Below are 13,195 nucleotides of genomic sequence, written 5' to 3'. Positions count from 1 at the left end.
AGGCCATCATGGCTCCCCGCGTACTCGTATCCGACAAACTGTCGCCCACCGCCGTCGAAATCTTCAAGGAGCGCGGCGTCGAGGTCGACTATCTGCCCGATCTCGGCAAGGACAAGGAAAAGCTCCTTTCCGTCATCGACCAGTATGACGGCCTGGCGATCCGCTCCGCCACCAAGGCCACCGAGAAGCTGATCGCCGCCGCCACCAATCTGAAGGTGATCGGCCGCGCCGGCATCGGCGTCGACAATGTCGATATCCCGGCCGCCTCGCGGCGCGGCATCATCGTCATGAACACGCCGTTCGGCAATTCGATCACCACCGCCGAACACGCCATCGCCATGCTGTTTGCCGTCGCAAGGCAACTGCCCGAGGCGAATGCCTCGACCCATGCCGGCAAATGGGAGAAGAACCGATTCATGGGCGTCGAGATCACCGGCAAGACGCTGGGTGTGATCGGCTGCGGCAACATCGGCTCCGTCGTCGCCATGCGCGCCATCGGCCTCAGGATGCATGTGGTCGCCTTCGATCCCTTCCTGTCGGCGGAGCGCGCCTCGGAACTCGGCGTCGAGAAGGTGGACCTGGACGAGCTGCTCGCCCGCGCCGATTTCATCACCCTGCACACGCCGCTGACCGACAAGACACGCGGCGTCATCAACAAGGACGCCATCGCCCGCATGAAGCCCGGCGTGCGCATCGTCAACTGCGCCCGTGGCGGCCTGATCGTCGAGGCGGACCTCGTGGAGGGCCTGAAGTCGGGCAAGGTGGCCGGCGCCGGCATCGACGTGTTCGAAACCGAGCCGGCGACCGAGAACCCGCTGTTCAACATGCCGAACGTGGTCTGCACGCCGCATCTCGGCGCCTCGACCACGGAGGCGCAGGAGAACGTCGCGCTGCAGATCGCCGAGCAGATGTCCGACTACCTGGTCAAGGGCGCGGTCAGCAACGCGATCAACATGCCCTCGATCACCGCCGAGGAAGCGCCGCGTCTCAAGCCGTTCATCAAGCTTGCGGAAGTGCTCGGCGCCTTCGTCGGCCAGGTGACGGACGAGCCGATCGAGGAGGTGGAAGTCCTGTTCGACGGTGCCACCGCCGACATGAACCGCCGGGCGCTGATCAGCGCGGCACTGGCCGGGCTGATCCGCCCGCAGGTCTCTGACGTCAACATGGTCTCGGCGCCGATCATGGCCAAGGAGCGCGGCATCATCCTGTCGGAGGTCAAGCGCGACAAGTCCGGCGTCTTCGACGGCTACATCAAGCTGACGGTGAAGACATCGGCCAAGACGCGGACCATCGCCGGCACCTGCTTCTCCGACGGCAAGCCGCGCTTCATCCAGATCAAGGGCATCAACCTGGACGCCGAGGTGGGCGAGCACATGCTCTACACCACCAATTACGACGTCCCCGGCATCATCGGCCTGCTGGGCAGCATCTGCGCCAAGCACGAGGTCAACATCGCCAACTTCCAGCTCGGCCGCAACCGGCCGGGCGGCGATGCCATCGCCCTTCTCTATCTCGACGCGCCCTTCCCGACGGATGTCCTGCAGGAGCTCCGCTCCAACACGACCATCCTGTCTGCCAAGCCGCTGAGCTTCGACGTCACCGTCTGACCGCTTACGCTGTCGGCGGGTGCTTGCCTCCAGCCCTCCTCGACCGCCCGGTCGGGGAGGGCTTTTTCCATCAGGGATTGATCAGAGGCCCGTCTCTTGCAGCGCCATCTTGCGGCCGCTCTGCTCGGCCAGCCAGATCCCGCCCATCACCATGATCAGGGCAAAGGCGTGATAGAGGAAGAAGTCCTCGCCGAGGATCACGATGGACAGCAGCGTGCCGAAGATCGGCACCAGATTGATGAACAGCCCAGCGCGATTGCCGCCGATCAGTTCGTTGCCGCGAATGAACAGGGTCTGCGCCAGGACCGAGGGAAAGATCGCCGCATAGAGCAGCACCAGCCAGCCCTGCAGGTCGGGAACGATCATGCGGTCGGTCGCAGCCTCCCAGGCGAGCAGCGGCAGGGAAGCGATGAGCGCGAACAGCGAAAGGATGAACATCAGGCTCAGCCAGTGGATGTCGGGCTTGACCTTCAGACCGACCGAGTAACCGGCATAAAGCACCACCGCGACCAGCATCATCGCGTCGCCGAAATTCACGTCCAGCTCCAGAAGGCGCGAGAAATCGCCATGGCTGGCGACCAGCGCCACGCCGACCAGCGACAGCACGAAGCCGGCGATCTGCAGGACCGTCACCCGCATGCGGAACAGGATGAAGTTGGCCAGGAAGATCACCATCGGGATGGCGCCCTGCTCGATGGAGAGATTGACGGCGGATGTGAACTGCGCCGCGCTGTAGAAAACGGCGTTGAAGCCGGTGAAGCCCAGCCCTCCGAGCGCCATCAGCAGCGGCAGCTTGCGCCGTATCGCCGGCCAGTCGCGCCTCAAGTGCCCGTGGGCGAAGACATACAGAAGGGACACGCCGATGACCCACCGCATCGTTGTCAGCAGCAGCGGCGAGATATGCCCCACAGCGAGCCGGCTGGCCACGGCATTGCCGCCCCAGAACAGGGTCGTGAGACAGAGGAAGAGATAGGCCTTGCGATACATGGGTAACCGAACGAGACGGGATCGGGAACCCGCTTGGTAGTGCCTGGCGGGCGAATCGTAAATGCCAGGCAGCGCAATTTGCTCCCGCGTTTCCCGCATCCGTGACGAAACCCGCGGAACGGTGCAAGACTATCCTAACCCTGTCGGCGGAGGGTCCCAAACGAGGCTTGTTCGCAGGGTTCGAATTGAGTAGTTGCCGGAAGGCCAATCAGTCTGTACAGAGCATAACCGAAGGTTGCGCAAAATATTGTTACAACCTGAAACAAAACGATACCGGCTGTCATTCGCGGGACGACCTTTGCATTGAAGAACGTTTCCAGCTCCTCCAGGGACCAGGGCGAGAAAAGCCCTTCACCAAGAAAGCATGGCGTCAAACCCGCTTCCGCGCGCCCAAGAAGTGAACCCTCGCCCGATCTGAGCACCATACTCGGTCATGGCGCATCCGTGCGCCGCTACAGATCCCTGTCCTATCTGACGCGGATGCTGCCGGAAATCCTGGTGGCCGGCGTCCTGCAATGCCTGGTCTATGCGGCGTTCATCCTCAATGCGCATCGGCAGGACTGGGACAATCTGCTCATCGTCTGCGCCGTACTCTTCATCCTGCCCCTGATGATCGCCATCGCGCTTCTGGGCCTGCGCCGGCAGGAGTATCCGTTCACCATCGCCGTCTTCGTCACGCTCATCTTCTTCAATGCCGCGGTGGCGGTGCTCTCGGCCGCCCGGATCCCGGTCAGTTACACGGGCCTGCTCTGCGCCTATCCCGTCGTCACGGTGGTCATGATCGCCGCCAATCTGAAGCTGAGGCGCTCGCTGCAGGACCGCATCGCGCTCCTCGCCTTCCCGGACGCGCACAGGGTCAGCGCGCTGCTCGGCGGCAAGGTCGCCATCATCCGTGACCAGAACGCCGATCTGAGCGGCTTCGACCGCGTTCTCATCGATGCGGAAACCCACCATCACCCCGAATGGGCGGTTTTCCTGACGCGCGCGCACATGATCGGCGCCGAGGTCACCCCGTGGATCAGCTTTCTCGAGCTGCGGCAGGGACGCGTGGACGTCGACGCCTTCGACGTGTCGCACCTCGCCTACAGCCCCAGCCAGATCTACTATTCGAAGGCCAAGCGCGCACTCGACGTCATCGCCGTGCTGATCTCCGCTCCGATCACCGCGCCCCTGGGGATCCTGATCTGGCTCTATATCCGCGCGCTCGACGGCGGGCCAGCCATCTTCATCCAGACAAGGCGCGGCTATGGCGGGCGGCCGTTCAGCATGCTGAAGTTCCGCACCATGTACCAGGGTCAGGACGGCGGCGCGACCCGCGCGAGGGACAGCCGGATCATAAAGGGATGCGGGTTCCTGCGCCGGCTCCGCCTCGACGAGCTGCCGCAATTGCTCAACATCTGGCGCGGTGAGATGAGCCTGATCGGACCGCGGCCCGTGGCCGAGTACGTGGCACAGGAGAGCGAGGCAGCCGAGCCAAAATTCATCCACCGCTCGCTGGTCCTGCCCGGCATCACCGGCTGGGCGCAGGTCAATTCCGGCTATGCGGAGACGACCAAGGAGGAGATCGACAAGCTCTCCTACGATCTCTACTACATCAAGCACCTGTCGGTCGATCTGGACATCCTCATCGTGATCTCGACCATCAGCACGGTCCTCTTCGGCCGCGGCGCGCGCTGACGGCTATCCTGCCCGGACAAGCTTTCTCGACGGATGTTCATCATCGGCTCAGGCCCGGCGTCCTCGTAAACGCGAAACGGGAAGACAGAGCGGTTCGGCGTTTCCATGAGCTGGCGAACTGGTCTAAAGAAGGTCCGCCGGGAACGGCCGAGCGAGGGAGAGACAGAGAGCCATGAGCGATCCGAAGATCATCTGCATGGGCGAACCGATGGTCGAGTTCAACCAGACCGACGATACCGGACGTTATCTATTCGGCCATGGCGGAGACACCTCCAACGCGGCCATCGCCGCAGCGCGCGCAGGCGCCTCGGTCGGCTTCTTCACCGCGCTCGGCGCCGACGCGTTCGGCGACAGTTTCATGCAGCTCTGGGCGGAGAACGGCGTCGATGCCTCAACCGTCATCCGCCGGGACGACGCGCATACAGGCGTCTACTTCGTCAGCCATGGCGAGAGCGGCCACGTCTTCTCCTATCTGCGCAAGGGATCGGCCGCGAGCCGCGTGCGTCCCGAAGACCTGCCGCGTGGCATGATCGAACGGGCGGACATCCTGCATCTTTCCGGCATCTCCATGGCGATCAGCCCGGAGGCCTGCGATGCCGCCCTGGCGGCAATCGAGATTGCACGCGCCGCCGGCACGAAGGTTTCGTTCGACACCAATCTGCGCCTCAAGCTGTGGCCACTTGATCGCGCCCGCGCCCTGACGGACGCCGCGATGCGCAAGGCCGACATCGCGCTGCCCGGCCTCGAGGACGCCGAGCAGCTCATCGGGATCAGCGACCCCGACGCCATCGCCGATCACTATCTGGGTCTTGGCGCCGGCATCGTCGCGCTGACGCTGGGCAAGGCGGGCTGCCTCGTCGCCACGGCCAGCGAGCGCCGCCGCGTCCCCGGCATCGTCGTCGATGCGGTGGACGCAACCGGCGCGGGCGACACGTTCGACGGCAACTTCCTGGCCGAGCTCAATCGCCATGGCGACCCTTTCGAGGCGGCGCGCTATGCCAATGCCGCGGCCGCCCTGTCCACCTGCGGCTATGGCGCGGTCAAGCCGATGCCCGTCCGCGAACGCGTGCTCGAGGCGCTCAAAACCGCCGCCTGACCGCAAAACACTCTATTCGAGGAAGACCTGCACGCTGGCCGTCCGCCCCGCGGCGTCGATGACGGTCAGCGTCGAGGCCCCGCTGCTGTCCGGCATCCAGGACGCCGTCCGGCGGCGTGACGCGGCCGGAACCGGCGCGCCGTTGGCAAGCCAGCGGAACGGCGCACGGCCGCCATTGATCTTCAGCGCCAGAGGCATCGCGCCCTCCCCTCCCGCGAACCCGACGTCGATCCGCGCGCCCGGCGGCGGGAAGACGATTTCCGGAGCCGGTTCGCTCGGCGCGCCCGCCGCCCGGATATTCCCCGACCCGGAGAAACGGCGGAGCGGGAACGGCAGTTCGGAGGCGGCGAGCCGCACGGCGCCGGCCGGCGCGCGCGGCAGGGGTGTGGTGCCCAGGCCGGAGCGGGAGAACGCTTCGAACAGGATCGGCGCGGCGGCGAGATAGCCGGTCAGGCCCGGCACGGAACCGCCATCCGGCCGCCCGGCCCACACGCCGAGCACATGACGGCCGTCATAACCCACGGCCCAGGCGTCGCGGTAGCCATAGGACGTTCCGGTCTTGTAGGCGATGCCCAGCCGTGGCGCGCCCTGCGGCGGCGCGACGCCCGACAGGATGTCGGCGATCTGCCAGGCTGCCTGCGGCGTCAGCACCGATGCAGGGTCGGGCGCGACGTCGCTGTCGGCCAGCACCCGCAGCGGGCGCACCCGGCCGCCATTCGCCAGCCCGCCATAGAGCCGCACCAGCCCTTCCAGCGTCATTCCGGCGCCGCCAAGCCCGATGGCGAGGCCGGGCGTCTCGCCCGGCGGCAGCAGCGGCGCTGCGCCGGCGTGCCGCATGCGGGAGACGAGCCGCACCGGGCCGACCGCGTCCAGCAGGCGGATCGCCGGCACGTTGAGCGACATCTGCAGGGCCGTTCGCGCCGTCACGTCGCCCTGATAGTCGAGATCGAAATTGCGCGGCCGGTAACCGGAAAAATTCCCTGGCCGGTCCTCCATCATGGTTTCCTGCATGATCAGCCCTTCCTCGAAGGCGAGGCCGAAGATGAAGGGCTTTAGCGTCGAGCCGGGGGAACGCTGGGCAACGCTCATGTCGATCCAGCCGGCCCGCCGCGCATCGAAATAGCCGGCCGACCCGACGCGCGCGAGCACGGCGCCGGTCTGCGCATCTGTCAGGATCATCGCCACCGAGACGCGCGGCCCGAGACGCCGCGCGCCCTCGGCCGCGACGGCCTCGAGGCCGGCCTGGGCGCTGCGGCTGATCAGAAGCTGGTGCCGGCGCTCGCCGGGCCTGTCGCGGCGAACGGCGTCGGCGAGATGCGCCGCGTAGGCAGGCATGGGCAGGCGTCGTGCCGCGACAGGAGCCAGCGATGCCCGCTCCACCTCGCCGGCCGCAATCACCCCGGCGCCGGCCATACGGGCAAGCACGCGGTCGCGCGCCCTCCGCGCGGTCTGCGGGTGCCGGTCGGGCCGCCGCGCCTCCGGCGATTGCGGCAGGGCGACCAGCAGCGCCGCCTCGGCCAGCCCGAGCTTGTGCGGCTCCTTGCCGAACCAGGCAAGGCTCGCTGCCCGCACGCCCTCCAGATTGCCGCCATAGGGCGCCAAGGTCAGGTAGCGCTCGAGGATCGCGCGCTTGGTCAGCCGCCGCTCGATCTGAACGGCACGCGCCATCTGCCGCAGCTTCGCGCCGAGGCTGCGCTCCTCGCGCGGCTCGATCAGGCGGGCGAGCTGCATGGAGAGCGTCGAGGCGCCGGAGACGATGCGGCCGTTCAGCACAAGCTGCAGCGCCGCCCTGCCGAGCGCCCGCACATCGACGCCCGCATGCGACCAGAAGCGCTTGTCCTCATAGGCGACGAGCATGGCGAGAAACTGCGGGTCGAGCGTGTCGAGGTCGGGGGGCAGGCGCCAGCGGTCGTCCGCCGCCGCATAGACACGCAGCAGCGCGCCGTCGCGATCCACCACCTCCGGCGAAAGGGACGCCTCGGCGAGCGGCGGCGGATAGGCCCGGTCGAGACGGTCGAGCGCGACACCGCCGATCACCACGATCGCCAGCAGGGCGACACCGGCGATGGCGAGCAGGCGCAGGGGCGGGCGGCGGATCATGGGGGCGTGCCGTGTTCGGGCGGGTGCGCGGCGTCACCCCCCTCTGGCCTGCCGGCCATCTCCCCCTCAAAGGGGGAGAGCAGCGGTCCTGCGCATCTAGCCCATCCGGTCAGGTCGAAGATCGGCGAAACCATCGATGAAGTCCAATCTCCCCCCTTGAGAGGGAGATGGCCAGCAGGCCAGAGGGGGGTATCGATGAGCGCCAGCATCCAACCTGCTCCTACTACTGCCCGAGCACCTCCATAAACCCGGTCGCAGTGCGTGCCGAAAGCTGCGGCCGGTACATGTCCTCGACGCTCGCCGCCGGATGCGTGTACACGCCGGGCGTCACCGCCCGAACCACATAGGCGAGGCGGAAATCACGCTCGCTGCCGCCGTTGCGGTCGAAGGCGGCGATGAACCGGTCGTCGCGGAATTCCGTGTGGACGGCGCTCGTCTCGCCCAGCCATTCGAAGTTCGCCAGGTCGGCGCTGCCGACCAGCCGGGGATTGTCGATCTCGAAGCCGGCGGGCAGCAGATCGGAGACGAGGATCCGCGACGGCCATGCATTGGCCTCCGTGACATTCAGCACCACCACGTAGCGCTCGTTCTGCCGCGCCTCGGACACGTTCATCTCCGTCCCGTCGAGGCGGTAGTAGGTGCGCGCGATGGTGAACCCCTCGCCGCCTGCCGGCAGCGGCTGCTGCGGCGCGGCCACCGTCGTGATCACCGCGTTGACCGGGTCAGTCCCGCGATTGGCGAGGGTCAGCGGCGTGGAGGAGACCTCCGCGCCCGACATCCGCCGCGAGAACGCCCCCGAATGCGCCGTTCCATCGACGATCAGCGCGATGTCGTCGCTCGACTGGCTCAGCGCCCGTGCGGCGAGCAGCATCCACGCTTCGTCCTGCGTGCTCATATAGCGCGTCGCACCGCGCATGTCGGAGACGAGCCCGATCATCTGCGGGACCAGCGCCGGTTCCGGCCGGCTTTCGGCAGCCAGCGCCAGGAGCGCGGCACCGTCACGCAGGCGCGAGCCGTAGTCCGAGCGCGCCGAGTAGCCGCCGCGTCCCGCCTGCGCCAGCCGGAAGGCCGAGGCGAAACCGGTTTCCGCGCGCTGCGCATCACCATAGAGCGCCACGCCGGCGGCGAGCTGCGCGCGGGCCAGCGGTGTCGCGAAGTCGTCCAGCCTTGTGTCGAGATAGTAGCGCAGGTCGCCTGCCGAAGCCTTGCGGTTGCGCGCCATCACGTAAAGCGCGTAGGCGATCTCGCCGCCGCGCGACTGGACATCCGTGTCGTAGGCAAGTGAGTTCTGCAGGTTCTGCAGCGCCTGCGCCATCGCCTGTTCGGCGACCGGGAAGCCCTGCTCACGCGCCCGGGTCAGGAAATCCGTCACATAGGCGTCGAGCCACAAATCGCCAGATCCCGGTCCCCACATCCCGAAGCTGCCGGACGAGGACTGGTAGGACAGCACGCGCCTGATCGCGTCCTCGATGCGTTCCTTGATCGCCGGATCGTCCTCCAGCCCCGCGGCCTTCGACAGTTCGCTGACATAAAGCAGCGGCAGGGCGCGGCTGGTGGTCTGCTCGGCGCAGCCATAGGGATAGCGGTCGAGCGACATCAGCAGCGCCGGAATGTCGAACGCCTCGGCGCGCGACACGCTGACCGACACCGAGGCGCCGTCGGCAAAACTGTCCGCCAGGAGTTCCCCGTCCAGCGTCAGGCTGCCGCCATTGGCGGCGAGCGCCACCACGCGCCTGCTGGCGACCGGCATCACGCCGGGCCGCACCTGCAGGCCGACCGTCTTTTCGACCGCCAGCCCGGAGGGGTGGCTGAGCGCGACGGTGATGCCGGCCGGGCCGGCATCCTGCGCCGAGAGCGGCAGCGACAGGCTCGTCTTGCCGCCGGCGGCGAGCGTCAGGCTCGACGGCACGGACCTGAGGTCCGCGCCGACCGCGCCCTCGGTGGTGACGGTCAGGGCGTAGTCCCCGGCCGGACCGTCCGTGTTCGCCACCTCGAGGAGCAGGCGTGCCTCGTCTCCGGGCGCCATGAAGCGTGGAAGGCTGGTCGTCAGCACCACCGGATCGCGGATGATCACGTCCTTCGCGGCGCTGCCGACGCCGCTCTTTGACCAGGCGACGGCCATCACCCGCGCCGTTCCGTTGAACTGCGGAATCTCGAAGGCGATGTCCGCCTTGCCCTCTGCATCCAGGCGGACGATCCCGGAGTGGAAGGCGATCAGCTTTTCGGTGGGCGGACTGCCGGTCGCGGTCATGCCGCCGCCGTCGCCGCCCGTGCGCAGCCGTCCCGCCGCGCCGAGCGAGCCGTCGATCAGCCGCTCGTAGATGTCGCGCATTTCGAGACCCAGCATGCGCTGGCCAAAATACCAGCCATCCGGATCGGGCGCTTCGTAGCGCGTGAGGTTGAGAATGCCGACATCGACCGCGGCAACGGTCACATAGGCCTCCTCGCCGGCGGCCAGCCCGCCGACCGAGACCGGAATGGTCAGGGTTTCACTGGGCCGGACCTTCTCGGCGGTGGCGAGATCAAGGGCGAGCTTGCGCGCCCCGGGATCGACCTTCAGCCAGCGCACGCCGATGGCGCGCATCGGCAGGCGGTTCTCCGCCGCATCGCCCGGACGGTAGAGCGTCGCCGTGACATAGGCTCCGGCGCCGAAGGCCTCCGTCACGGGAATGTCGAGGGTCGTCCCCTCTTCCGGCACGCTGGCCGTGAAGGTCTGCAGCAGGCTCTCCGCCCCCACCGTCACCAGAACTTCGCCCGCGAAGCGCGGCGCGATCTTGAGCTTCGCCGTGTCGCCCACCGCATAGCCCTCGCGATCGAGCGCCACTTCCAGCCCGTCCGGCGTCTCCGTCGAGCTTGCTTCCACATACCAGCCCGAGGTGAACTCGACGCTGGAGATCGGGCCGTCGGCCTCGGGGCCTTCCACCTCCAGCCGGTAGCGGCCCCAGTCGACCGAAACGCCGATCTGCGGTTCGCTGTCGGCCGTCGCGGCGACGGTCCCTTCCTGCACGAGGCTGGTGGAGGTGATCGGCTCGTAGTTCCACGACCCCTCGTTCCGATACCATTGATAGCGGCGCTCGACCTTCAGGAGCGACCACTTGATGCCGGGCATGGCGACGCGGTTGCCGTCGGGATCGACGGCGATGACGCGGAAATTCGCGGTCCCGCCCTCGGGCACCTGCCCGCCGGAGAATTCCGGTCTGATGCCGATCATCTCCGTCTGCGGCGCGATGCCGATGTCGATTGCCCGCTCGACCGCTCGGCCGCCGGCCTCGCGCATCTGCACGCGGACCTCCGCCGTGAGCAGCTGGGTGGTGGACGGCGCGTTGTCGACGGAGATGTCGAACACGGCCCGGCCATCCGCATCCGTTTCGGGAAGACCGGTCAGCGCGGTGCGGCTGGCGTCCACGTCTTCCTCGTCCTCCAGGCCGAAGACATAGCCGGGGAAGGCTTCCCATGCGCGCGTCGTGTCGATGGTGAGTTGCCCTTCGAGCGTCATCCCGGTCGCGGGAGCGCCGTAGAGATAACGCCCGTCCAGGGTCACCTGCGTCGCACCGCCGACGGGGATTTCCGCATCGGCGCTCGTCAGGTCGAACTCGGTCCGGTCGGGCACGAAATCCTCGACCAGGAACGTCTTCTCCGAAAGCGCCGTCTGCTTCGGATCCGTGTGGATGCTGAGCGTCCAGGTGCCGCGCATCGCGGTTTCGGGCAGCGGCAGATCCACGCCGTGACCGCCGAGATCCGCGCCCTGCGAAACGATGCGCCGGCTTTCCACGCCGTCGGGACGGCGGAAGATGAAGGTCAGCGGCAGGTCGTCCACCGCGTCGGCGGAAGGATCGCGCAGCAGCGCCGACGCATGGACGGTCTCGCCGGCCCGATAGATGCCGCGTTCCGTCCAGGCGAACGCGTCGAGCGGACCGGGCGAAGGCCGGCCCGTAACGCCGCGGTCCGACAGGTCGAAGCCGGCGCGCGTCATGTCCAGGAAGACGAAGTCGTCTTCGCCGTTCTCGGCGATGATCGCGGCGGGCGCCAGCCCGGCCGTGCCGCGCGACAGGCCCGGCGAAAACACCGCGCGGCCGTCCGCATCGGTCTCGGCCTCGCCGAGCACCTCGTTGTTGCGCGCCAGCAGCTTCAGCTTCAGGCCGGCGGCGGGCGCCGCCGAGGCCAGCGAGCGGGCGAAGACGGAAAGCCCGTCATTGCCGGTGAAGGTGGAAAGCCCGATGTCCGAGACGAGGAACCATTGCGTCGCGCGGCTGTTCCAGGTCTCGCTGGTGTCGCCCTCGGGAACGGCGGTCAGCATGTAGATGCCGGGTCTGCGCTCGGGCACGGCCTCGTCGATCGGGATGCTGGTCACCACGTCCTTGTTGAGTTCGGAAGCGATCTCGACTGTGCCTTCCCAGACCGGTTCGCCCATCTCGTCGGCCACCTGGTCGACCTCGTAGCCGTCGAGCTGGCGCAGGAATTTCGATTCCGTCAGAAGCCGGGCGAGACCGCGATCGCCGACCCGGTAAAGCACGAGCTTCGCGCTCGCCGCGTTCACCGAGACGAACGGAATGCCGCGCCGGGCGCTCGACGGCAGGACGAAATTGTCACCGGTGAAGCGCAGCGATGGCGCGCGGTCGCGAACGTAAATCTCCAGGGGAACCGGTTCGGCGATCACCTCGCCGATGGCAGCCGGCAGCCCCTGCCGGACGACGATCCGGTACTGCTCGCCATGCTTCAGCCCGGCGACGCACAACTCCTTGTCGCCCTGATCGATGGCGACGGACCGCTGGTTCTCGACCGTCATGTACTTGGCGTAGTCGATCCCGCTCTTCACCAGATCTTCCGAGAACTGCACGCAGACCCGCGGGCTGGCGCTGTCGGAATCGACCGTGTGGTCGAGCACGCGGAAGCCCTTGCGGCGCTTCAGGTCCGCATAGAGAGCCTGCACCTGCGGCGCCGGCTGCAGCGCCAGGCTCGCCTCGTAGGCGCTGAGCGCCGGACGGAACAGGTTACGCCGCTCGAGCGCGCCGGCCAGCGCCGCCAGCGCGTCGGCCCGCCCCTCGGTGCTGCGCGACAGATCGTAGGCGATCACCCCGGCGCCGGTCCCTGCGCGCTGCAACGCGTAGATCGATTCATTGCCGGTCAGCTGCATCGCCGTCACGGCGCGCGCCAAGCCGGTCCACAGGGCGGCGTTCTCCGGCTCGACGGCGATCGCCGCCTGATAGTCGTGCATCGCCCCGCGCGCGTTTCCGCTGGCGAGCGCCTGCCCCGCGCCCGACACCAGCGAGACGAACCCGGCCTCGCCGGCATTCGCGTCGCGCATCACCTCGCCGCGATACTGCTCCGCCTCCCGCAGCACATGCTCCGGCACGAAACGCAGCTCCGGGGCCGCGCCGATGTCCTCTCCGCCGCCCGCCGTCACCACCTTGCCGGCAACGGCGTCGTCGAAGCTGTTGAGCCGGTTGAAATCGGATTTGAGGAAGCACCATTCGGCGCGCGTGTTGTAGGTGAAGGCCCGGCATTGCGCGTCGCCCAGGCAGGCAGCCTTGCACTGATCGAGCGAGACGTCCTGTTCGGTCCGCAGGTCGAAGCCGAAATAGTCGCCATTGTCGCTCGTCACGATGCGCCGCGCATCCTGCGCCGCCGCGGAAAGCGTGATGCCGAAAAACAGGGCGAGAAAAAGGGAAAGTCCGCGTGCCGCACGCATAGCATTCCTCCAGCAGCTGCCGATACCGTCCCCGGATAT

6 protein-coding genes are annotated in these 13,195 nt (G+C 67.7%); 3 read left to right on the top strand and 3 right to left on the bottom strand.

Features of this window, described 5'->3' with window-relative positions; all coding sequences use genetic code 11:
- The first annotated feature begins 8 nt into the window (after nucleotides 1–8).
- A complete protein-coding gene (serA, locus tag NA2_RS11460; RefSeq protein WP_008597026.1) occupies nucleotides 9–1,607 on the top strand; it encodes a phosphoglycerate dehydrogenase in 1,599 nt (532 codons plus the stop codon).
- A gap of 81 nt (nucleotides 1,608–1,688) precedes the next feature.
- Here the strand turns inward: serA and NA2_RS11455 are convergent, their stop codons facing one another.
- Nucleotides 1,689–2,594, bottom strand: coding sequence for a DMT family transporter (locus tag NA2_RS11455; protein ID WP_008597025.1), 906 nt, complete (start codon nucleotides 2,592–2,594; stop codon nucleotides 1,689–1,691).
- Between the two features lie 444 nt (nucleotides 2,595–3,038).
- Between NA2_RS11455 and NA2_RS21270 the strand changes: the two genes are divergently transcribed.
- Nucleotides 3,039–4,271, top strand: a complete 1,233-nt coding sequence (locus tag NA2_RS21270; protein WP_244423631.1) for a sugar transferase — start codon at nucleotides 3,039–3,041, stop codon at nucleotides 4,269–4,271.
- 172 nt (nucleotides 4,272–4,443) lie between these two features.
- Entirely contained in the window at nucleotides 4,444–5,367 is a 924-nt protein-coding gene (locus NA2_RS11445; protein ID WP_008597022.1) for a sugar kinase, read from the top strand.
- A gap of 12 nt (nucleotides 5,368–5,379) precedes the next feature.
- Here NA2_RS11445 and pbpC read toward each other — a convergent pair whose 3' ends face one another.
- Together pbpC and NA2_RS11435 are read right to left on the bottom strand one after the other, a co-directional pair.
- On the bottom strand, nucleotides 5,380–7,467 hold the full coding sequence (pbpC, locus tag NA2_RS11440) for a penicillin-binding protein 1C (RefSeq protein ID WP_008597021.1): 2,088 nt from the start codon (nucleotides 7,465–7,467) through the stop codon (nucleotides 5,380–5,382).
- 223 nt (nucleotides 7,468–7,690) lie between these two features.
- Nucleotides 7,691–13,156, bottom strand: coding sequence for an alpha-2-macroglobulin family protein (locus tag NA2_RS11435; RefSeq protein WP_008597019.1), 5,466 nt, complete (start codon nucleotides 13,154–13,156; stop codon nucleotides 7,691–7,693).
- Nucleotides 13,157–13,195: the final 39 nt, after the last annotated feature.

Origin of the sequence: Nitratireductor pacificus pht-3B (genome assembly GCF_000300335.1) — a bacterium.
GTDB classification, from domain to species: Bacteria; Pseudomonadota; Alphaproteobacteria; order Rhizobiales; family Rhizobiaceae; genus Nitratireductor; species Nitratireductor pacificus.
The sequence above is the reverse complement of the archived record's forward strand: the minus strand, read 5'-3'. Positions and strand labels throughout refer to the sequence as shown.